Here is a 21,887-nt window from a genome sequence, read left to right as displayed (position 1 = left end):
ATGAGCCAACCCACCAGTCTCTTCCTGGCCGGCGACGATCATGCCGTGCTGATGTTGCACGGCCTGTCGAGTTCGCCGCTCGAATTACGGTTTCTCGCCCGCTATCTGAATGCCGAAGGCTTCACCACCTGCGCGCCGGTCCTGCCGGGCTACAGCGCAGGCTCGCAAGAAGCGGCGATGGAAGTGTGGCTCGAGGCCGCCGTGCGCGAGTACGACGCGCTGGCCGCGCGCTTTGCCCGTGTCTCGATCTGCGGGTTGTCGATCGGCGCGGCCTTGGCCTTGGCGCTGGCGCATCGCCGGCCCCAGGCGCAGTCGCTCGTGTTGTTGTCGCTAACGCTCTCCTACGACGGCTGGGCGATCCCTTGGTATCGCTTCCTGCTCAACTGGGCGTACTTCACGCCGATGCGCAAACGCTGGCGCTACCGCGAGGAAGCGCCGTTCGGCCTGCGCAACGAAGCGCTGCGAGCCAAGATCGCCCGCGCGATGCAACGCAGCGACTTCAGTGAAGTCGGTCCGTCGACGATCTCGCTGCCTGCTTTGCACCAGGCGAGCCGCCTTGCCGCGAGCGTGCGCGCGCAGGTACGCGACATCAAGACCGATTGCCTGATCGTCCATGCGATCGACGATGAGACGTCGAGCCCCCGCAATGCCCGCTTTGTGGCCGCGAATATCGGCGCGGCTTTCTTACGCACAATCTGGCTGGATGATTCGTATCACATGATTACGTCGGACAACGAGCGCGAAATCGTCGCGCGCGAAACCGCCCTATTCCTGCGCGAGAGCGAAGCCGTCCATAGCGGCGACGACGGCAAACAACAGGTTGTCTCGAAGGCTCTGGCGCGGCGCCTCAGGCAACTCGCGGCGCTCGGCAAGGAGCGTGCATGACGGGCGATACCGCGCCGAGGTTCGGCACACTCACGCGGGCTTCGCAGCTTACCACGCTCAGGTTCCGCAAACCCGCCCGCATGTCGCTGCTGCTCGCCGCCGCGCTCGGTTTTTGCCTCACGGACGTCGCCTACGCGGACGATGCCAGTCCGAACGCGACGCCGGACGCGAGCACCGGTGCGGCCGCCGACAGCAAATGGAAAATCGGCGTGGGCCCTGGCGTCGTAATTACGCCCAAATACCCGGGGTCCCGCCAGTTGAGCGTATTCCCGTTCCCTGCGCTGGACATTTCATACGACGACCGGATTTTCTCGCAAGGCCCAGACGTGCTCGGCGTCAACGTGCTGCGCGGTCCTGCGTATCACGTAGGCGCTGCATTGAGTTTCGATTTCCAGATGCGCAAGGAGTCCGACGACCCACGGCTGCATGGACTTGGCAATGTGAATGGCGGGCCGAAACTGAAGCTCTTCGCTGACTACACGTGGTGGGCGTTTACCGGGTCGGTGGCGTTGTACCAGGATATCGCCGGGCATCATCAGGGAACGACGGTCAGCACGGATTTCGTGGCGTCCGCGCCGGTGGGCGGCTGGTTGTTCTCGGTAGGCCCGGGCTTCACGTGGGCGAACGGGACGTATACGCAGACGTTCTTCGGCGTGTCCGGACAGCAGAGTGCGGCGTCAGGATTGCCCACGTATGGCACCAGCGCAGGCGTGCGGGATGTCCACATGAACGCCATGGTGACTTACGATTTTTCGAAGCACTGGAACGGGTCGGTTTCCGCGACGTTCGGGCGACTGGAACACGACGCGGCGAATAGCCCGATTACCGAAAAAAGATTCGAGCTCAATACGCTCGCTTCGGTGAACTACAAGTTCTAGTTTCTGGTTTCTCGCGCGCTCGCAGCGTGCGAGAAACCGCCAGCCACTCACGTTTCAATCGCCCGTACCCAGTTCTTCAACGTCGATTCCCAACTCCGCAGCCATGCGCCGCACCACGGCCTGAAGCCGGCTCACTTCGTCGGCAAGCCGCTTCTGTTCAGCTTTGACTGCCTCGAACGCCGACAAAGGCACGACCTCGTCGTCTCCGCCTGGCTGCGCAAGATCGCTTGCGCTGACTTCGCCGCATAGCAGATGCGTCCAGCGATTTTCGCGCTCGCCCGGCGTGCGGGCCAGCTTCGCCACCCGCGGCGGATCGTTGGCGGCCAGTTCGTCGAGAAACGCCTCGACCGACGAGATGTCGGCAAATCCATGCAGACGCGCGCTGTTCAGGCGTAACTCGGCTGCGGTTTGCGGGCCGCGCAGCAACAACGTGGTCAACAACGCGGTCGACTGGCTCGGCAACCCCAGCACCCGATTCATGTTGTGCTCGAAGCGCGGCACGCGGCTGCTGCTGCCTTCCATCACCAGACTCAAGCGCTTCAATCCGTCGACGGCGGTCAGCACTTCGGCTTCGGTCGCATTCATCACGGGGGCGCGGCCGGTCTTCTGATTGCAACCCAAGGTCAGTGCGTTCAGCGAAAGCGGATAACTGTCCGGGACGGTGTGCTGCTTTTCGACGAGCACGCCGAGCACGCGCCCTTCAAGCAAGGTCAAGGCGCGGATGGAAGGACGGGAAACAGCGTCGGAAGTGGAGTTCATAGAAGATGTCGCGGCATGCGCCGCCAGGTCTCGTGAATGGTGTGCCTTACCGTTGCACAGCCGGGCGGCAGGTTTTAGTTTGTGGCCACTATGATAAACGGCCCGGCCGCTCGCGGTGTATGAATCTCCGCCGCGGCGGAACGCGTGTCGAAGGCGTCCGCCTCCGCGTCGACGCATTTTTGTTTCGTTGACGCATTCCCATATTCGAGATAATTTCCCGAATATGGAAACACCACACTCTGACGACAACGCCATCGACCGCCGTATCGCGCAACGCCTGCGAGGTTTGCGCGCCGAGCGCAACTGGTCGCTGGACGATCTTGCAAAGCTGAGCAACGTCAGCCGCGCTACGCTCTCGCGCCTCGAGAACGCGGCCGTCAGCCCCACGGCGAGCGTGCTGGGCAAGCTCTGCGTCGCCTACGGCCTGCCGATGTCGCGCCTCATGCATATGGTCGAAGAAGATTTCGCGCCGCTGGTGCCGCGTGCGGCACAGCCGGTCTGGATCGACGCGAGCGTCGGCTTCCGGCGCCGCTCGGTGTCGCCACCGGCCCAGGCGCTGAGCGGCGAGGCGCTGGAATGCGAACTCGATGCCGGCGCACGCATCACCTACGACGCATCGCCGAGAGCCGGCCTCGAACATCATCTGATTCTGCTCGAAGGACAACTGCAGATCACCGTCGACGGCCGAAGCCACGATCTGCAGCCCGGCGACTGCCTGCGCTACCAGCTATTCGGCCCCAGTGCTTTCGTCACGCCCGCGCATAGCGCGGCGCGCTACCTTCTCTTCATCGTCTGAGTCCGAGGCACCATGAGCGCGACCACCCTCACCCCCTTTTCCGCCGACGATCTCGTTCGCCATCTATCCGAACTCGGCGCGCTGCTGCGGGCCTGCGTCCATGACGGCGCGAGCGTCGGATTCGTCCTGCCGTATAGCGGCGAAGAGAGTGAGGCGTTCTGGAGCGGCAAAGTGCTGCCGTCATTGCACGCGGGCGCGCTGGTGCTGTTGGTCGCTCGCCATGGCGAGTCGATCGCCGGCACCGTGCAACTGGACTACGACACCATGCCGAATCAGCGCCATCGTGCCGAGGTGCGCAAGCTGCTGGTCCACCCCGCGTTCCGCCGGCAGGGTATCGCCAAAGCGCTGATGACGGAACTGGAACATCGTGCGCATCAGTTGCAGCGCAGCCTGCTGACGCTCGATACGCGCACCGGCGACAAAGCCGAGCCGCTCTACGCCGCGCTGGGTTACCAGACGGCCGGGGTGATCCCGCAGTTTTGTCGCGACACGCTGGAGGAGCGGCTTGATTCGACCACCATCATGTACAAGATGCTACGGGCGTGACGCGAGCAGGCCACCCGTGATGCACATGCACGGCGGCCAATACTGACACCGATACACAACGGCGAGCAAACTTGGCACAGACTCAGGCGAGTCTGTAATGCGCGATTTAACGGCGTGAATCGAGCGCAATGCGCACGGCCAGACCGGCGAGCACGGTGCCCATCAGCCAGCGTTGCAGCAGCAGCCACACGGGCCGCCCGGCGAGAAACGTGGCGATCGACCCCGCCATGCTCGCAATCAGCGCATTGATCGTGACGGCGATGACGATCTGCACGCAGCCCAGCGCGATCGACTGCGTGAGCACGCTGCCGTGCGCCGGTGAAATGAATTGCGGCAGCAGCGACAGATACATCACCGCGATCTTCGGATTGGCGAGGTTCGTGACGAGGCCCATGGTGAACAGTTTGCGGCGGCTGTCGTGCGGCAGGTCACGCACCTGGAACGGCGAGCGGCCACCCGGCTTGATCGCTTGCCATGCCAGATACAGCAGATAAAGCGCACCGCCGAAACGCAATGCGTCGTACGCATAGGGCACCGTCAACAGCAACGCCGTGATGCCGAACGCCGCGCAAAACATGTAGAACACGTAGCCGAGCGCGACACCGCCGAGCGACACCAGCCCTGCGCGCCGCCCCTGGCAGAGCGATCGCGAGATCAGATAGATCATGTTCGGACCGGGCGTGAGCACCATACCGAGCGAAACCAGGGCAAAAGCGAGCAGCGTTGTGGCGGTGGGCACGGCGTTCTCCTGTGGGGAAATTTAAGGCAGGCAGCGCCGCCAAATATAGCCGATGTGGCCGCTTCAGCCCTTCAATCCCACATAAAAAGCCCGGGTAGGCGCTAGAAACACTTTGATCGCGCAAGGGGTCGAACGCGCCGCCGCACAGGGCCCCGTAGCGTGCCGATGACGCATTGCATAACAGGAAACACTTGCGGCGAAGATTTTTGCCCGGTATTGTCATGCCGTTCTGCAATGCAGCGCGGGAGAGATCGTCAAAAGCATTGTGACGACGCCGACGGAGCAACCGCCCCGGAAACTCTCAGGCAAAAGGACCGCGCAGCTGGAACATCTGGAGAGCGGCGCCGTGCGCGCCCACCGAAGGGGATTCCCTGCCTGCCGCCTGCACCGCGCGCAGGCTCACGGGAAGAAACTCTCAGGTACATGGACAGATGGGGCATCGACGCCGGTTTCGACACGAAATCGACACCGGTGATGCTCAACTACTCTGGACCATGTCATGTCACGAATCGCCATTATCGGCGCCGGCATTACCGGCGTTACGACTGCTCACGCCCTCGCACAATGCGGCCACCACGTCACCGTGTTCGAACGTCATCGCTATGCGGCGATGGAGACCTCGTTCGCTAACGGCGGCCAGTTGTCCGCCAGCAACGCCGAAGTCTGGAACAGTGCGGCCACCGTGCTGAAGGGCCTGCGCTGGATGCTCACGCGCGACGCCCCGCTGCTGCTCAATCCCATGCCCACGTGGCACAAGTATTCGTGGATGGGCGAATTTTTGCGGCAGATTCCGCACTATCGCGCGAACACCGTCGAAACGGTGCGGCTCGCGATTGCAGCGCGCGAGCATCTGTTTGCGGTCGCCGAGCGCGAAGGGATCGACTTCGATCTGGAGCAGCGCGGCATTTTGCATATCTACAAGACGCGCAAGGAATTCGATGCGGCCAGCAAGGTGAATGAATTGCTGCGCGAAGGTGGACTGGAACGGAATCCGGTGACATCCAGCGAATTGCATGCGATCGAGCCCACGCTGCACGGCGATTTTTTCGGTGGATTTTTTACGCCGTCCGATTCCACCGGCGATATTCACAAGTTCACCCGCGGGTTGGCGCAGGCTTGCGAGCGACACGGTGTGGCGTTTCACTATGACGCGGAGATTACGTCGATCGAGCAGCCGGCCGAGGGGCAATTCTCGTTGATGGTCAATCTGGACGGTGAGTCGCAACGGTTTGCTTTCGAGCGGATCGTGGTGTGCGCCGGGGTGAAGAGCCGTGACTTCGCGGCGATGCTCGGCGATCACGTGAACGTGTACCCGGTTAAGGGATACTCGATCACCGTTTGCCTCGACGATGCAGTGAGTCAGCAGAACGCGCCCTGGGTGAGTCTGCTCGACGATAGCGCGAAGATCGTGACGAGCCGGCTCGGCGTGGATCGGTTCCGGGTTGCCGGCACCGCAGAGATCAATGGGTTTAACCGCGATATCCGCTCGGACCGGATTGCGCCTTTGGTCGACTGGACCCGACGGTATTTTCCTGAAGTGTCGACTTCGAAGGTGATTCCGTGGGCAGGATTGCGGCCGATGTTGCCGAGCATGCTGCCCAAGGTGGGCCGCGGGAAACGACGCGGCGTTTTTTATAACACCGGGCATGGGCATTTAGGGTGGACGTTGTCGGCAGCGACGGCGCAGGTTTTGGCGGGGGCGATTCAATAGCGCTGGTTGCGCGCGCGGCGCTTACTGCCAGACTTCCGGCGGCGCTGCGTGCGCCCTTGCGGTGGTTCGCCGGACCGGCCGCCGCGCTTTCGCGATGATGCGTACGAGCAGGAACCTGATCTGACTAGTAGTCTGGAGCGAGCGTCCCCAAAGGCAAAACCCGCGGCATCTGCTAATGTTGTTCAATCGGTGTTCATGCTCGAGGGAATTATCATGACCAGATCTCGCTCCGCCACGCCCAGCAAACCAGGCATGCGCTTCACTGATGAACAAATCGCCGCGGAAGCGGCGAGGCGTCTCGCATGGGACGCCGCCGTTCCCCCCAACAGCCTGCACGTCAAAGTCTCACGCGGACGCATCACCTTGCTAGGCGTACTTCAACACCCCCAGCAACGAATCGCCGCACTGGAAGACGTCTCGCGCCTGTTCGGCGTCACCGGCGTCTCTGATCACGCCACCATCAAAGCGACATAACCCTAGCCTGCTTCCGCTCGCAACAACCTTCGGCAATGCCTCGCGATCTGCTTCTCCTCCTCGGTATGAATCGCTCTCACCTTCCCCGCCGAATTTCCTTCCGATAGCCCCAGAAACGCAAGCCCCTCGCACACTCGCCTGCGAATCTCCTGACTGTGTTCGCCGATCCCGCCCGTGAACACCAGCAAATCGATTCCGCCCAGCAAAGCCGCATAGGCGCCAATCGTCTTGCGCACGGCGGTAGCAAACGCATCCAGCGCCAGCAATGCATTCTCATCGCCCGCCGCGGCGCGCTTTTCGAGCGCCTGCATATCGCTCTCGCCGTCGGCATAACCGGCCAGACCGCTCTGGCGGTTTAACAGCGTTTCGAGCGCATCGGCATCGAGCTTTTCCACGCGCATCAGATACAGCAGCACGCCCGGGTCGAGGTCGCCGCTGCGCGTGCCCATCGGCACGCCGCCAGTGGGTGTCAGGCCCATCGACGTATCGACGGATTTGCCGTCCTGCAACGCACATAAACTCGACCCGTTGCCCAGATGCGCGAACACCGCGCGCGGCGGTAAGTCGACACCCAGCTGCACCACCAGCGACTCATAAGAGAGCCCGTGAAAACCGTAGCGAATCACGCCGGCGTCTACATACCGGCGCGGCAACGCAAGCTGCGCCGCGCGCGCCGGCAGCGTGGAATGAAACGCCGTATCGAAGCAGGCGAAATGCGCCGCGTCGTCGAAAATCTTCATGGCCTCGTCGATCAAGGCGAGTGCCGGCGGAATATGCAAAGGCGCAAAGTGAACGGCGTCCCGCAGGCGCTGTTGGACTTCAGGGGTCAAGCGCTGATGCGTGCGCAGATGCGGGCCGCCATGCACCACCCGATGCCCCACCGCCGCAGGCCGCCCGTGCTTCTGCTCCGCGAGGACGCGCGACAGTTTCTGCAACGCATCGGTCTGCGACTCCAGCACATTGTTCTCCTGCACCAGCACGCGCCCGTCGGGCGACTTGATGCGCAAACTGCCGTCGCCTCGCCCAATACCTTCGGCGCTGCCCTCCAGCAGCAACGTTTCGTCGCCGCCCGTGTGCGCGGCATGCGCAAAGAGTCCGAATTTCAGCGACGACGAACCGCTGTTCAACACCAGGATCGTCGGTGCCTGCGCCGGGTCGCCGGTCTTCTCATCAATCGCCATGGCACACTCCGCTCAGCCCTTCCACGTCCAGTTGCGGATCTCTTCCTTGTCGATGCCTTCGGCATGCGCATAAGCAAGATGCTCGATGATCTGCCCACGCAACCACTCTTTCGCATGATCGCCGACGCCGCGTAGCGCCGGCACGCGATCGATCACGTCGATAGCCAGCGAAAAACGATCGACCTGGTTGATGATCGCCAGTTCGAGCGGCGTATTGATGTTGCCTTTCTCGTGATAGCCGTGCACATGCAGATTGTCGTGATTGGTGCGGTTGTACGTCAGCTTATGCACCAGCGACGCATACGAATGGAAGTTGAAAATCACCGGCGTGCTGGTGGTGAACAACGAATCGAAATCGCGATCGGACAAGCCGTGCGGATGCGCATGTTCAGGCATCAGACGGAACAGATCGACCACGTTGACGAAGCGGATCTTCAACTCGGGAAAGCGCTCCTTCAGAATCTGCACGGCGGCAAGCGCTTCCATCGTCGGGATGTCGCCCGCGCAAGCCATCACCACGTCCGGCTCGACGCCCTTATCCGTCGATGCCCAATCCCAGATGCCGATGCCCTTGGTGCAATGCGTGACGGCCGAATCCATGTCGAGATACTGCAGATGCGGCTGCTTGTCGGCCACGACCACGTTGACGTAGTCGCGCGAACGCAAACAATGATCGGCGACGCTCAGCAAACAGTTCGCGTCCGGCGGCAGGTAAATACGCACCACGTCCGGGCTCTTGTTGGTCACGACATCGAGAAATCCCGGGTCCTGGTGCGTGAAGCCGTTGTGATCCTGGCGCCATACCAGCGACGTGATCAACAGGTTGATCGACGGCACCGGCTGCCGCCAGCCGAGATCGCGCTTCGCTTTCTCCAGCCACTTGGCGTGCTGGTTGAACATCGAATCGATCACATGGACGAATGCTTCGTAGGTGGCGAACAGGCCATGGCGGCCGGTCAGCACATAACCTTCAAACCAGCCTTCGAGCGTGTGCTCGCTCAGCATCTCCATCACGCGGCCGTCCACCGCGAGTTCGCCACCGTCGGCGTCGCTGGCCATGGTTTCGGCCAGCCAGGTTTTTTCGGAGGCTTCGTAGATGGCCGTCAGCTTGTTGCTCGCGGTTTCGTCGGGGCCGAACACGCGGAAGTTCGTCATGTTGTTGCGCATCACGTCGCGTAGAAACGTGCCGAGCACTTCAGTGGGCGACGTGTACGAGCCCCCCGGCTTTTTCACCGCCACCGCATAGTCGCGAAACGCCGGCATGTCGAGCGTTTTGCACAGCATGCCGCCATTCGCATGCGGATTGGCGCTGATGCGGCGCGTGCCTTCGGGCGCCAGTTCGCGCAGTTCTTCGACCAGACGCCCGGCTTCGTCGAATAGCGTTTCCGGTTCATAGCTGCGCAGCCAGCCCTCGACGAGTTTCAGGCTCCTGCTATTGGTGACCGGATCGAGCACCGGCACCTGGTGCGCGCGCCACGAGCCTTCCACCTGATGGCCGTCTACTTCCTTCGGCCCGGTCCAGCCTTTCGGCGAGCGCAGCACGATCATCGGCCAGCGCGGCCGCGTGGCGTCATTGGCTTCGCGTGCATGCTGCTGGATTGCGCGGATTTCGCCGACGCATTGTTCGAGCGTAGCGGCCATTTGCTGATGCATGATGTCCGGATCGTCGCCTTCGACGAAATACGGCTTGTGGCCGTAGCCGGTCAGCAAGGCTTCGAGTTCCTCGCGGGGAATCCGTGCGAGGATCGTCGGATTGGCGATCTTGTAGCCATTCAGATGCAGAACCGGCAGCACCGCGCCATCGCGAATCGGGTTGAGGAATTTGTTCGAGTGCCATGAGGTGGCGAGCGGACCGGTTTCCGCCTCACCGTCGCCGATCATCACCGCGACGATCAGGTCGGGGTTGTCGAACGCGGCGCCGTAGCCGTGCGAGAGGCTGTAGCCGAGTTCGCCGCCCTCATGAATCGAGCCCGGCGTTTCGGGAGTGCAATGGGAGCCGATGCCGCCGGGAAACGAGAACTGCCGGAAGAAGCGCCGCATGCCGGCTTCGTCCTCGCTTCGGTCAGGATAAATTTCCGAGTAATGGCCCTCGAGGTAACAATGCGCCAGCGTGGCAGGCGCGCCATGGCCCGGTCCGGCGAGATAGATCACGTTCAGATCGAGCTTTTTGATCAGCCGGTTCAGATGCACCAGCAGGAAGCTTTGCCCCGGGTCCGAGCCCCAATGGCCCAGCAGGCGATTCTTGATGTGTTCGGGTTTGAGCGGTTCGCGCAACAGCGGGTTGTCGCGCAGGTAGATCATGCCGGCCGAGAGGTAGTTGCAGGCACGCCAGTAGCGGTCCATCTTGCGCAACGTTTCGGGTTCCAGTGTTGCCGGCGGGGTGGGACGGGAAGTTGCTTCGGCCATGGCGTCACTCCTCGAAAAGGACTGTCAGGCAGGTTAGCGGGTGTTGCAGCGACTAAAGGTATCGGGGTCTTTGGGTCTTTTACGCAAGGCTTCCGGGGATCGGAGCGGCGATCGTCAGCGGTGTGACAGGAAGTGCGCGTCATGGTTCGGCGCGATCGTCCAAAGCTTGATCATGCGACGTGCGTGCGTCGCTTTCGTGTAGGCGCGGAAAGCGTGGATAAGGAAATGGCCGGTCCGGTTGCCGGCCCGAACGCTGACTAGCGCCCGTTCGATGGTTTATCCGTTCGTGCGCGGGTGTTCAGCTGAAGGCTTTACGCCTGCTCTTTCTCACTCCGTTGTGGCGGCTGGTAGCGCCATTTGCTGGCATTCGGATCGTTGCGCGCGTCGTCGCGTTCGCGTTGCTCGGCGCGCGCTTCATCGGCACGGCCGAGTTCGGCGCGCCGGTCGCGCACAGCACCAGGGGAATCGGATTGGCGTAACGGCGACGGCGAACGTCGCGGAGCAGGTATTGGTGACATGGTGCCTCCCTTTTCGAGGATATGAGACGAATCAGCGTTTCTTGCCAATCCTTTCGAGCAAACTTCGCAACGACGCGCGTGAAGCAAGGATCATGCGCTTAATTGGCCGCTGTGTCTGCACGCTGTCGAACTGTCCGGCTGGCGGCTCGTTGGCGCGTCGGAAACTGCCGGTCTTGCGCTAGACTTTAAGTGAGCATTAAGTGAATACGATTAAGCTCTTCACGCTACATGCGCGACGGCGGACCGCATTTGGCGCATCCTCTCCTGCTCGCCCATTATCTGAACAGCCACCATGCCGACACCCAGCCGCCTCAAAGGCCCCCTGATTCTCCTTCTCTCGCTTGTGCTGCTGTGCGCCGGCGTCGCTGTTCTGGTGGGCGTGTTCGGCTTGCTGATCAAACTGCTGGGCCTGGGCTAGCGGGCCACCGGCCGGGCGCCGAACGGCGGAAAACCTAAGCGCGCCCTGCCTTCCCGCTGCTCAGAAGCAGGTCGACGTCGATATCGGCCAACTCGCCAATCCTCTCGATCGTCACATCCGCGGGCGGATTGCTGGAAATCTCCTTGGCATCGAAAGCGTAATGCCCCTGGCGAGGAAAAACCGTGGTGAGCGTCTCTCCCCAGACTTTCTTCATGGCGGACAGAATCCGCAATTTGTCATCCACCATCACATAGTGCCGGGCCGGATAGCACTCCATCACCTGATCGAGCATCTGCTCCTTATGGATGTAAATCAGAACCCGCCCCTCGACCGCTTCCCATAAGCCCGAACGGGCGATCTTGCGCGGCTGGAACACCACATCGCCATCGGACAGAATCACTGCGGGCCCCCGCTGCGACACATGTTTGATCGCATCCAGCGACCCCGGATACAGGCGATTCGCAAACGGATAGTCGATCAGAAACGCCGACATCAACAACAAACGCGTGTCCCGTGGGTTCTCCAGCCGGTACCGCTGCAATGCGCCCAGGTAATCGGCGTAGCCCAGCGTTGTCCGCAGGTCTTCGAAAATTTCCCAGTACCGCACACAGTTCTGCTCGCCGAATTCCCGCTTCATCTGCGCGCGTAAATCCGCTATGACGTGATCGTTGTCCAGCAACGTGTTATCGCAATCGAATAGAAAGACGACGTCGTGCGGCGCGCTATTGGAGGTTTGCATGGCGGCTCCCATGACTTAGTTCTTGTGTCCATCGGCCGGCGTGGCCGCTTTCTCGACGTGACCGCCGAAGTCGTGCCGCATGGCCGACAACACCCGGTTCGCAAAATCCGCGTCGCCCCGTGAGCTGAAGCGCGCGAACAGCGCCGCGCTCAGCACGGGCGTCGGCACGCCTTCGTCGATCGCAGCGGCCACGGTCCAGCGGCCTTCACCCGAGTCCGATACGCGTCCTGCGTAGCTTTGCAGATCGGCGTCGCTGACGAGCGATCCTGCGATCAGGTCGAGCAGCCACGAACCGATCACGCTGCCGCGCCGCCAGACCTCGGTGACGTCGGCGAGATTCAGTTCGTATTGGTAAAGCTCGGGACGGCGCAGCGGCGACGTTTCGGCATCGGCTTCGCGCGCGTGTTTGCCGGCGTCGGCGTGGCGCAGAATGTTCAGGCCTTCGGCATACGCGGCCATCATGCCGTATTCGATTCCGTTGTGAACCATCTTCACGAAGTGCCCCGCGCCCTGCGGACCGCAATGCAGGAAGCCCTGATCGGCCGTGCCGACGCCGGCCGCGCGCCCCGGCGTGGCCGGCACCGCGCCCGCACCTGGCGCCAGCGTCGAGAAAATCGGTTCGAGGCGTTTCACGACCTCGGTCTCGCCGCCGATCATCAGACAGTAGCCGCGCTCACGTCCCGCGACGCCACCGCTCGTGCCCACATCCACATAGTGAAGTCCGCGCTGGGCCAGCTCGGCGCCGCGGCGAATGTCGTCGTGGTAATAGGAGTTGCCGCCGTCGATCACCATGTCGCCGGGCTCCAGCAAGGGCACGAGGTTCTCGAGCGTCTTGTCGACCACCGCGGCCGGCACCATCAGCCATACCGCGCGCGGCTTCTGCAGTTGCGCGACCAGGTCTTCGAGCGACGCGGCACCCGCGACACCTTCCTGTTTCAGCTTGTCCACCGCAGCCGGTTGAACGTCGTAAGCGATACATTGCTGACCGCCCTTCGTCAGGCGCCGCACCATGTCCGCGCCCATGCGTCCCAATCCAATCATGCCCAGTTGCATATCTCGCTCCGGAAAGTGTCTCGTTGCGCTGCTCGATCTGGCTCGGTGTACTGCGGCCATGCCGCGCGCTTCGCAGGCGGCATGGTGACTTCCTAACTGTAGTTGTGTTTTGCGTGATCCGACGGACACACGGTAACAGCCTCGCATCGTCCATGCAGTGAATCGGGCATTCCCGCCTGCATCAAACGACGATACGCTTCTTTGCAGAGGTTTTGCGCCGCCTTAAGTTCCGGATATGTGTCGATACAAACTGCGCAGCCAATGCGCAGGCTTCGATTTGGCTGACTGCCTTATTACACTTCTGGCACACGATAAAGCGGACCACTCTCGCGGTTGCGACTGCCTTTGAGGCACGAGATCAGTTTGGGTGGCGCAGGAAACATGCCGCGTGCGAGCGGCGAACGCTACGCTATTACCGCCGTGCTCGGATCTCCTCGTATCGCTTGCGCGCAAAACGGCGCACCGCGCGCCACATGAGCGGATAACGATAGCCCGGCACCGCAAACAGCACCAGCGCGCAAAGCGCCAGCAATCCGCAGAACAGGAACGTGCCGCGATAGCTGAATGCCTGGACCAGCAAACCCGACAACACCCCGGAGAGAATCGAGCCGACCCGCGCCGCGTTGAAGAAGAGCGCGGTCGCACGGCCCGGCGCATGCGGCATCAGATCCTGCACGTAGACCATGCCGAGACACGAGGTCACCGCCACCACGAACGCGTTGAGCATCTGCATCGGAATCAGCACGTGGACGCTTCCCGCCAGCGACATCGCGACGAAATACACCGCGTGAACCGCCGCGCAGGCCGCCAGCCAGTTCGGCTTGTGCAGCGTCGACGACTTCGCGCCGAGCGCGAGCATCATCGGAATCTCCATCAGGGCGCCGAGGCCGAGCATGACCGACACGTCGAGATGCGTGCCGTTCAGACCATGCACGATGTAGAGCGGCAGCACGATCATGGTGGCATTCGCGGCGAGACCGAGCAGGGTAAGCGCGGCCACGGCCCGGCGGATATCGTTCTGCGAGGCGACGCCCGGCAACTCCTCGTGCGCCTCTTCGCCCGGCGTGGTCAGCGGCGGCACGGTGATCGAGGCGGACGGTTCCGAGGCGGTGTCTTCCACCGTGTGGTCGCCCAGATGGCCTTGCGGCTCCCGCATGCGCCAGACGATGGTTGCGCAGGCTGCGAAACTTGCCGCCGCGAACAGGAAAAGCCCATAGAAACCGGTGCCGGCCAGCACCAATGCGCCCACCGACGGACCGAACACCCACGCCGCCGATAGGATCGTCCGCAAGGTGGCGCTGGCAAACGCGCGTTCCGCGGGGTCCGGCACCGGCAGCGCCGCGCGGCTGAACGAGAACACCATCGAGATGGCCGAACCGCCCGCGCCGATGAAAACAATGCCGACCGCCAGTAACAGCCGGTAGTCACGCACCACGCATAGACAGAGATAACCGAGTGCAGCGGCCACCAGTGCCGCCAGCAGCAACGGCCGATGCCGTCCGCTGGTATCGCTCCAACGGCCGGCGAAGGTGCTCGCCAGCACCCCGCTCGCGGCGATCAACGTCATGAAGATACCGAGCTTGAGCGGTGTCATGCCGGCACGTTCTACACCGAACAACGATAGATACGGCGCGGTGAACGACATTGCCACACCGAGCATGAGGGTGGCGGCGGCCAGCGGCTTGAAGCCAGGGATGCGTAGCAGATCGAAAAAACGGGCGGTTTTCAGCACGGGAGGCGGTAGGTCAGGGAAAGCGCGCCTGCGACGCGCGATGTGCGCCGCAGACATCGTGGCCGGAACGACCGTGGCATTATCGGCCTGGCTTGCAGGCGCGTAAACCTGTGCCTTCCTGCGTCACGACGACGTATCCGCGCTGCTCGAGCGTCCACCGGTGCCACTGGTTGCCATAAACACCACAGGCAATACCGAATAAAACGGACAACACGAGTCCGATCGTGCCGATCGTTTCGCCCCACAAGCCCGAGAAAAACAGCACCGTGTTGACGGCCAGCATGATGAAGGTGGCAAACCACATTCTCTTCGACAGGGCCCAGACGAAGCCCAATAGCAATGCGCCCCAGCTGAATCCAGTGGCGACAGCGACGGTTTCATCCTTGCCGGGGTGACGCAGGTAGATCTTTTCTGCCATGTCCTTTCCTGAACGCGGTGATGCCTTGAGAGCGAATCATGACGTTTAACATGACACGCCGGTAAAAATATGAGTTTGTGTGAAATTTGCGTGTGGACTCGCCGCCTGTAGCGCCAGGCGCGATGCCTCAAATTTTAGTTGCCTTGCTAATCATATTGCGCTTCAATACAGTCCATGTTCGATCATTGCCTTTACTTCAATTCATCCGCGTTGGCCCGGCTGGCCGAGCGCGAATGGGGTGCTGTCTACGCCGAATTCGGCCTGACGCCGCCCCAAGGTTTTGTGCTGCGCGTCATCCTGGCCACGCCCGGCTGCCTGAGCAGTCAGGTGGCGGATCTGTTGGGCATTGCACGCCCCACTGCCACGCGGCTGATCGATAACCTCAGCGACAAGGGTTTGATCGAACGCCGCCAGGGCGAGACGGATGGACGGGAATGGCGTGTGTATGCCACGCGGGCCGGCAAGGCGCTGGAACGACCGATCAACGAGGCCAGCGCGCAGATAGCGAGAAATCTGCGGGCAAAGATTGGGCCGGAGTTATTCGAGGCGGCTGTGACGTCGATGCACGGCGTGCGAAAAGCCCTTGAATGAGACTTTTTTTTAAATCAATGATTGTCTTGCTAACTATAACGGGAGACGTGAATGAATGATCTGGCGAGCCAACGGTGTGCAGCGTCCCGTAAGGGCGTGCGGGTTTTTTCCAGCTACACGCGATGGTCGGCGAATTGGGTTTTTGGCGGCGTGATCGGGATTGCGCTCTGTGTCCTGCTCGGCATCGCGATTGCCTGCGCGCCCGCTGCCGTACGCAGCAACAACGAACGCTGCTTACAGGCCCTGGCTGAGGAACAGCACGTCAGCGTCGAAGACTTTTTCCAGAACCCTGCCGGTCAGGATGCGTTGGCTCTGGCGGTTACGCAATGCGCGCGGTAGTGAGAGCTTTGCGCTCCGCGCTGCGTTGTGCAGCTTGCCCGCGTACAGACAACGGCCACCCTCACTGACGATTGCGACCATAGCTGCTACTCTTACAAAAATCCACGCGCAGTGAGACTCCGCCATAGCGGAGAGCCCTGCCGGCACAGGTAAAAAGCACCGGAGCATGCATGGCGACCCAAGCAGCCTATTCCCCCAAAGCGCCCTCACGAGTCGAGGTCGACACCCTCCCCGGCGTCACGGTCATCGAATTCGGCACGGACTGGTGCGGCTACTGCCAGGGTGTGCAAGCATCGATCGCAAAAGCTTTCGAACCCCATGCCAACATCAGGCATCTGAAAATCGAAGACGGCCCCGGCCGCCCGCTCGGTCGTTCCTTCAAGGTCAAACTCTGGCCCACGCTGATCTTCATGCGCGACGGCGCGGAAGTCGCGCGCATTGTGCGCCCCACCAGCGCCACGGAGATAGCCGAGGCTTTCGCTTCTTTCTGACACGACGTCATCTGCAAACCGGACTAATGGGAGCACACCTCATGGACACCCGTAGCGAGTTGCAAGCCACCATCAATGCGATGGTTCAACCCGGAAAAGGTCTTCTCGCCGCGGACGAAAGCGGCCCGACCATCGCCAAACGCTTCAAGACGATCGGCCTCGAATCGAGCGAGGAAAACCGCCGTGCATACCGCAACCTGCTGCTCACCACACCGGGGCTCGGCGAATTCGTGAGCGGCGTGATCCTCTACGAAGAAACACTCGGCCAGAAAGCGGACGACGGTACGCCTTTTCCGCAACTCGCCGCGAAGAACGGCATCGTGCCCGGCATCAAGGTGGACCTCGGCAAGATTCCGCTCGCGCTCGCCCCCGGCGACGAAATCACCGAGGGTCTCGACGGCCTTGCCAAGCGTTTCGTCGATTACAAGCGGCAAGGTGCGCGCTTCGCGAAATGGCGCGCGGTCTACAACATCACGGCGAGCTTGCCGAGCCGCCTCGCCATCGAAGCCAATGCCGATTCCCTCGCGCGTTATGCGGCGATCTCGCAGGAAGCGGGCATCGTGCCGATCGTGGAACCGGAAGTGCTGATGGACGGCGATCACACCATCGGCCGCAGCGCGGAAGTGACCGAGGCCGTGTTGCACGAAGTCTTTAACGCGCTGCACCGGCATCGCGTGGTGCTCGAACACATTCTGTTGAAACCCAGCATGGTGCTGGCGGGCGCTGAACACGCGCAGCAATCGTCGACGTCGGATATCGCGGTGCATACGGTGCGGGTACTCAGGCGAACGGTACCCTCGGCAGTGCCGGGCATCGTGTTTCTGTCCGGCGGCCAAACGCCGGAAGAAGCCACGGCCAATCTCGATGCAATGAACCGCCTCGGAGCCCTGCCGTGGAATCTGAGCTTTTCATACGGTCGTGCGTTGCAGGAACCGCCGCTGCAAGCGTGGAAGGGTGAAGCGAGCAACGTCAAGGAAGCTCAGGCGGCGTTGCTCAAGCGTGCCCGCCTGAACAGCGCGGCCGCGCTCGGCAAGTACGAAGCAGCACAGGAAAAGAGCTAGCCTCTACGGCGAAGCGGTCCATGCGTGCCACCCACGCCTGGACCTCTGGTGACTTTACGGTTCGCAAGCCACCAGGGCGTGCAGCTCGTCGATGTTGAAAGGTTTGGCGAGTATCGCCACGCCGAGCCGGCGCGCCCGTTCGAGTTCATCGGCGTAGCCGGTCATCAGCGCGATCTTCTGCGTGGGCCACGCGTTGCGCACTTTCTCCGCGAGGTCGATACCGTTGAGCCTGCCCGGCATCTGGATATCGGACAGCACGAGTTCGAATGTCGCGCCGCCGCTCAGTACGTCGAACGCCTGATCGGCGGTCGGTTCGTGCCTCACTGCGCAGCCGAAGGTTTCCAGCACGGCGGCCACGCCGGCCGCCACGTCTTCGTTGTCTTCCACCAGCAGCACGATGCCCTTTGAAGCCGGCACAGGCTGTTGCGCCGTTTCCATGTCGGGCACCAGCGCCTTCTGCCGTTCGCGATAGCGCGGCAGATATAGTCTGACCGTCGTGCCGCTGCCCGGCACGCTGTCGATTTTGGCCGTACCGCCTGCCTGCTCACACATGGCGAGGACCTGAGCGAGGCCGAGACCGGTGCCCGAACCGCGCAGCTTGGTGGTAAAGAGCGGCTCGAACGCGCGACGCGCGACGGATTCAGGCATTCCTTCGCCGTCGTCGGAACAGGCGATCAGCACGTATTCGCCGTCGGGCAGCAAGAGGTCGCTGCCCACCAGACGGTTGTTCTGACAACGGATCACAAAGCGGCCACCGTGCGGCATCGCATCGCGCGCATTGACCGCCAGATTCATGATCGCGAATTCGAGGTCGATCGGATCGGCCAGCACGGGCCAGACATTGTCGACTATGTTCAAGGCCATTTCGACGGTGTCGCCGAGTGCTGCGTCGATAAGCGGCGCGGCGCTCGGCAGCCATGTGGCGAGGTCGACCGGTTCCTGCTTGAGCGGCTGTTTTTTCGCCACACTCAGAAGCCGGCGCGTCAGCGACTCCGCCGTGGCGGTGGCGCGCTCGACGGCTTGCACTTCTTTTTCCAGGTTGTTGTAGCGCTTCAACCGCGCGAGTTCGGTGTTCGCCGACACCACCATCAGCAGATTGTTGAAATCGTGCGCGACATTGGCGACGAGATTGCCGAGTGCGCCCATGCGCTGCAATTGCCGGCTCGAGGCCTCGGCGGAAAGACGCATGGCCACTTCGCCTTGCCAGCGCTCCCACGCGCGGCGCTCACCGGCGAGCCGGCGCAACGAGAAAAACACCAGCAACCAGATCGCCACGCAGGGCACGACCGTGATCGCAGCGATCGTCATGAAGTGCTCGCGCCACGCCTCGCCGATCGACGCCGTGTCATAGGCGCTCATCACGTAAAGCGGATAGTCGCCGACGCGGCGAAACGCCAGCAGCCGCTCGACACCGTCGACGGTGGACGTCAGACGAATGTGGCCGGAGAGCTGTTTGTCGCGCAAAGCCGCGGTGAATGCGCTCTGCTGAGTGGGTTTGGCGCCGCTTGGCCATGCCGGATAACGCACCAGCAGACTGCCATCCTGGCGATACAGCCCTAAGGAGAGCGACGTATCGCCATTCGTCAGTTCACGGTAGAAGCGCAAAAAGTAATCGGTGCGCAGCGCCACGGACACCACGCCCAGGAATTGTCCGTTCTCGCCGGAGCGTCCGGTCGCGGTGTTGAACACATTGGTTTGTGACAGCGGCCCGAACAAAGGCAGTGAGAAATAAGGCTGCGGCCGCATCGCCCTGGCGGCAGTGAAGTCTTCGCGTTGACCCGTCGACATGGCCGGCGCCGGATAAGTGCGGCTCGACACCAGCAAATCGCCGTTCGCGCCGAGCAGATAAATCGATGCAACCTGCGGGAAATCGCCGCCAATCTGCCGCAGACGGTCGTGCAAGCCGGATTCCTGTGCGCGAATCCGCGCATCGTCGTCGTTACCGAGCAGGTCGACGATGCGCGAAGCCATCTGCTGATTGAGGTCCAGCACCTTGACGGCCTGTTCCTCGGTCACGCGCGCGAGCCGGTCGATCATGTCGTTCGAATCGGCAATCCGGCGCTGGTAATCGAAATACCCGTAGCCCGCGAGGCAGGCCAAGGGAAACACAATCGAAACGGCGAGCACGATCAGCAGCACGCGCCGTGTCGCCGCGAAATTGCGCGACGGCATGGGGAAATCGACTGCGACACGCTCAGCACGTTGCACGGCCAAAATCTCCATGAAAGATAAACACAAGCCGGGGCTGCGATACGCCAAACGCCCCACATTGTTCGTGCGCTATTTCTCTACCGGAATTTACCGCACTTCCGGTGTTCTCCATAGCATGACACTCGATCAAAACGCCGCACGTGACGTTGCGCGTGAACAGGCACAGGGTTTGCTGTCCATAGAGGCGTTCAGACGCCCTGTTGAGTGTTGCAGCCCCGCGTCATGTGCGCTGAGGCGGCCGCCCTCTTTCATACGTTCCGGACCTCAGCCGCTACGTATGACGAATCAGCGTTTATTGATCCCGGGGCGAGGGTGTATTGCCCACAGCCCATGTACCTTTCGCGAGGAGTCGACCATGTCAACGCTTGCCCGACGCGTGGCCCTGCTATCGAAAATGCAAGCGGACCGCGCCGAACGCATCGAGATGGATGGCGAAAACATTCTGCTCGTGCGCGATGGCGACACAGTACACGCCTATGCCGCGGATTGTCCGCACGCCGGCGGCCCGCTGGAACAAGGCGCGCTGTGCAATGGACGGATCATCTGTCCGTGGCACAAGGCTACCTTCGACGTTGCCACCGGCAACGTGCTCGAACCGCCCGCGCTGATCGCGCTCGACCGTTATCCGGTGGTAGTAAACGGCGACGACGTGATGGTCACGCCGGAGAAAATTCCGCAACCCGTGCGTAATGCATCCGCTCGAAGCCCGCACTACGTGGTGATCGGCGCGGGCGCAGCCGGCGCCGCGGCTTGCGCGGCATTGCGCGAGTACGGCTTTGCGGGTCCTGTCACGCTGGTCGGAGAAGAGCCGCACGCGCCCTACGATCGCACTGCGCTCAGCAAATTTGTGCCGTCCGGCGAGATGGCGCCGGACGATGTGCCGCCCCTCCTTGCGCCGGATTGGCTCGAGCGTCACGACGTGGAACGTATCGTCGCAAAGGTCGCGCGGCTCGATGTGCCAAGGCGCACGATTCATTTCGAAAATGGTGGTGAACTGGCGTATGACACCGCCCTGCTCGCCACGGGCGGCGTGCCGAAGATTCCATCCATCCCCGGTTGTGAACTTGGCGGCGTGCATGTGCTGCGTAATCTTCACGACGCCGCCGCACTCGTCGAAGCAATCGGCAAGGAGGCAGAGAACACGCATGTCGCCATTCTCGGCAGCAGCTTCATCGGCCTGGAAACGGCGTCGGCACTGCGCAAACGCGGCACGCAAGTAACCGTCATTTCGCCCGAAAAAATACCGTTCGCCAAGCAGTTCGGCGAGCGCGTGGGCACCATGTTTCGCGAACTGCATACGCGCAATGGCGTGGTGTTCCACCTCGATGCAAAAGTCGCTTCGCTTGAAGGCGAGGAAGGCAACGTGCATGAAGTAATGCTCGAAAGTGGCGAGCATGTCGCCGCCGACATCGTATTGCTGGGCACGGGCGTTGCCCCGGCTACCGGTTTTGTCGAAGGCTTGCCGTTGCAAAAGGACGGTGGCGTGATCGTCAATGCGGGCATGCAGGCCGCGCCTGGACTTTATGCAGCCGGTGATATCGCTGTTTTTCCATTGCACGAAGATCAGGAACCGATGCGCATCGAGCATTGGCGCGTCGCGCAGCAACACGCGCGCATCGCCGCTGAAAACATGTGCGGCGCGCGTCACCGCTATGCCGGCGTGCCGTATTTCTGGACCTATCACTTCGGCAAGCGCTTCGAATATCTCGGCCATGCAAGCGAATGGGACGACATCGTCATCGACGGCGAACTCGATCGCCAGCAATTCGTTGCGTTGTATGTGAAGGATAACAGGCTGGTTGCCGTACTTGCCTGCGAACGCGAAGCGCAGACCGCGCGTTTAATCGACGCCATGGGTCGAGGTTTGTCCCGGACGCAAGCGCTGGAGATCACCAAAGGCGATTAGGTCGCGGCGTACTTTACATGTCCAGCAGAAGGCCA

22 protein-coding genes and 1 riboswitch are annotated in these 21,887 nt (G+C 62.1%); of the genes, 12 read left to right on the top strand and 10 right to left on the bottom strand.

Features of this window, described 5'->3' with window-relative positions; translation table 11 throughout:
- On the top strand, positions 1–885 hold the full coding sequence (locus PQQ95_RS19435) for an alpha/beta hydrolase (protein ID WP_408439378.1): 885 nt from the start codon (positions 1–3) through the stop codon (positions 883–885).
- Between the two features lie 80 nt (positions 886–965).
- Positions 966–1,763 (top strand): MipA/OmpV family protein, encoded by a 798-nt coding sequence (locus PQQ95_RS19430; protein WP_408439572.1) that lies wholly within the window; start codon positions 966–968, stop codon positions 1,761–1,763.
- Between the two features lie 54 nt (positions 1,764–1,817).
- Here the strand turns inward: PQQ95_RS19430 and PQQ95_RS19425 are convergent, their stop codons facing one another.
- Positions 1,818–2,522, bottom strand: coding sequence for a YceH family protein (locus PQQ95_RS19425; protein ID WP_408439376.1), 705 nt, complete (start codon positions 2,520–2,522; stop codon positions 1,818–1,820).
- 223 nt (positions 2,523–2,745) lie between these two features.
- Here PQQ95_RS19425 and PQQ95_RS19420 point away from each other — a divergent pair, with 223 nt between their 5' ends.
- Both PQQ95_RS19420 and PQQ95_RS19415 read left to right on the top strand, forming a co-directional pair.
- Positions 2,746–3,318 (top strand): helix-turn-helix domain-containing protein, encoded by a 573-nt coding sequence (locus PQQ95_RS19420; RefSeq protein WP_408439375.1) that lies wholly within the window; start codon positions 2,746–2,748, stop codon positions 3,316–3,318.
- Positions 3,319–3,330: 12 nt separating this feature from the next.
- Positions 3,331–3,864 carry a GNAT family N-acetyltransferase gene (locus tag PQQ95_RS19415; RefSeq protein ID WP_408439373.1) on the top strand — a complete coding sequence of 178 codons (534 nt, stop codon included), beginning with the start codon at positions 3,331–3,333 and terminating at the stop codon, positions 3,862–3,864.
- Between the two features lie 106 nt (positions 3,865–3,970).
- On the opposite strand, the gene PQQ95_RS19410 is transcribed toward PQQ95_RS19415, so the two are convergent.
- Positions 3,971–4,603 carry a LysE family translocator gene (locus tag PQQ95_RS19410; RefSeq protein ID WP_408439370.1) on the bottom strand — a complete coding sequence of 211 codons (633 nt, stop codon included), beginning with the start codon at positions 4,601–4,603 and terminating at the stop codon, positions 3,971–3,973.
- Positions 4,604–4,835: 232 nt separating this feature from the next.
- Positions 4,836–4,930: riboswitch (glycine riboswitch) on the top strand.
- A 172-nt stretch (positions 4,931–5,102) separates the two neighbouring features.
- On the opposite strand from PQQ95_RS19410, the gene PQQ95_RS19405 reads away from it, so the two are divergent.
- Positions 5,103–6,314: a D-amino acid dehydrogenase gene (locus PQQ95_RS19405; protein ID WP_408439367.1), complete on the top strand. Its 1,212-nt coding sequence runs from the start codon at positions 5,103–5,105 to the stop codon at positions 6,312–6,314.
- 252 nt (positions 6,315–6,566) lie between these two features.
- Complete coding sequence (locus tag PQQ95_RS19400) at positions 6,567–6,788, top strand: BON domain-containing protein (RefSeq protein ID WP_408439364.1); 222 nt, start codon at positions 6,567–6,569, stop codon at positions 6,786–6,788.
- A gap of 2 nt (positions 6,789–6,790) precedes the next feature.
- Here PQQ95_RS19400 and PQQ95_RS19395 read toward each other — a convergent pair whose 3' ends face one another.
- The 3 genes from PQQ95_RS19395 to PQQ95_RS19385 all read right to left on the bottom strand — a co-directional run bounded on the left by PQQ95_RS19395 (position 6,791) and on the right by PQQ95_RS19385 (position 10,893).
- Complete coding sequence (locus PQQ95_RS19395) at positions 6,791–7,969, bottom strand: acetate/propionate family kinase (protein WP_408439361.1); 1,179 nt, start codon at positions 7,967–7,969, stop codon at positions 6,791–6,793.
- Between the two features lie 12 nt (positions 7,970–7,981).
- Positions 7,982–10,375, bottom strand: a complete 2,394-nt coding sequence (locus PQQ95_RS19390) for a phosphoketolase family protein (protein ID WP_408439358.1) — start codon at positions 10,373–10,375, stop codon at positions 7,982–7,984.
- Positions 10,376–10,686: 311 nt separating this feature from the next.
- Entirely contained in the window at positions 10,687–10,893 is a 207-nt protein-coding gene (locus PQQ95_RS19385; RefSeq protein WP_408439355.1) for a hypothetical protein, read from the bottom strand.
- A 292-nt stretch (positions 10,894–11,185) separates the two neighbouring features.
- Between PQQ95_RS19385 and PQQ95_RS19380 the strand changes: the two genes are divergently transcribed.
- Positions 11,186–11,311, top strand: a complete 126-nt coding sequence (locus PQQ95_RS19380; RefSeq protein ID WP_408439354.1) for a hypothetical protein — start codon at positions 11,186–11,188, stop codon at positions 11,309–11,311.
- 34 nt (positions 11,312–11,345) lie between these two features.
- Here PQQ95_RS19380 and PQQ95_RS19375 read toward each other — a convergent pair whose 3' ends face one another.
- The 4 genes from PQQ95_RS19375 to PQQ95_RS19360 form a co-directional block, all read right to left on the bottom strand.
- Positions 11,346–12,050, bottom strand: a complete 705-nt coding sequence (locus PQQ95_RS19375; protein WP_408439351.1) for an HAD family hydrolase — start codon at positions 12,048–12,050, stop codon at positions 11,346–11,348.
- A 15-nt stretch (positions 12,051–12,065) separates the two neighbouring features.
- Positions 12,066–13,163 carry a phosphogluconate dehydrogenase (NAD(+)-dependent, decarboxylating) gene (gene gnd, locus PQQ95_RS19370; RefSeq protein ID WP_494471480.1) on the bottom strand — a complete coding sequence of 366 codons (1,098 nt, stop codon included), beginning with the start codon at positions 13,161–13,163 and terminating at the stop codon, positions 12,066–12,068.
- A gap of 352 nt (positions 13,164–13,515) precedes the next feature.
- Positions 13,516–14,835, bottom strand: coding sequence for a sugar efflux transporter (locus PQQ95_RS19365; protein ID WP_408439346.1), 1,320 nt, complete (start codon positions 14,833–14,835; stop codon positions 13,516–13,518).
- Between the two features lie 79 nt (positions 14,836–14,914).
- A complete protein-coding gene (locus PQQ95_RS19360; protein WP_408439345.1) occupies positions 14,915–15,253 on the bottom strand; it encodes a DUF2628 domain-containing protein in 339 nt (112 codons plus the stop codon).
- A 174-nt stretch (positions 15,254–15,427) separates the two neighbouring features.
- On the opposite strand from PQQ95_RS19360, the gene PQQ95_RS19355 reads away from it, so the two are divergent.
- The 4 genes from PQQ95_RS19355 to PQQ95_RS19340 all read left to right on the top strand — a co-directional run bounded on the left by PQQ95_RS19355 (position 15,428) and on the right by PQQ95_RS19340 (position 17,735).
- Complete coding sequence (locus PQQ95_RS19355; protein WP_408439342.1) at positions 15,428–15,844, top strand: MarR family winged helix-turn-helix transcriptional regulator; 417 nt, start codon at positions 15,428–15,430, stop codon at positions 15,842–15,844.
- A gap of 51 nt (positions 15,845–15,895) precedes the next feature.
- On the top strand, positions 15,896–16,183 hold the full coding sequence (locus PQQ95_RS19350; protein ID WP_408439339.1) for a hypothetical protein: 288 nt from the start codon (positions 15,896–15,898) through the stop codon (positions 16,181–16,183).
- 170 nt (positions 16,184–16,353) lie between these two features.
- Positions 16,354–16,674, top strand: coding sequence for a thioredoxin family protein (locus tag PQQ95_RS19345; RefSeq protein WP_408439337.1), 321 nt, complete (start codon positions 16,354–16,356; stop codon positions 16,672–16,674).
- Between the two features lie 41 nt (positions 16,675–16,715).
- Positions 16,716–17,735 (top strand): class I fructose-bisphosphate aldolase, encoded by a 1,020-nt coding sequence (locus PQQ95_RS19340; RefSeq protein ID WP_408439334.1) that lies wholly within the window; start codon positions 16,716–16,718, stop codon positions 17,733–17,735.
- A 54-nt stretch (positions 17,736–17,789) separates the two neighbouring features.
- Here the strand turns inward: PQQ95_RS19340 and PQQ95_RS19335 are convergent, their stop codons facing one another.
- Positions 17,790–19,943, bottom strand: a complete 2,154-nt coding sequence (locus PQQ95_RS19335) for a hybrid sensor histidine kinase/response regulator family protein (RefSeq protein WP_408439333.1) — start codon at positions 19,941–19,943, stop codon at positions 17,790–17,792.
- Positions 19,944–20,301: 358 nt separating this feature from the next.
- Between PQQ95_RS19335 and PQQ95_RS19330 the strand changes: the two genes are divergently transcribed.
- Complete coding sequence (locus PQQ95_RS19330; protein WP_408439331.1) at positions 20,302–21,852, top strand: FAD-dependent oxidoreductase; 1,551 nt, start codon at positions 20,302–20,304, stop codon at positions 21,850–21,852.
- Positions 21,853–21,887: the final 35 nt, after the last annotated feature.

The organism is Paraburkholderia caffeinilytica, assembly GCF_046030355.1.
In the GTDB taxonomy this organism is placed as follows: Bacteria; Pseudomonadota; Gammaproteobacteria; order Burkholderiales; family Burkholderiaceae; genus Paraburkholderia; species Paraburkholderia caffeinilytica_B.
Note: the sequence above shows the minus strand (reverse complement) of the source record. Positions and strands in the feature narration are given on the sequence as shown.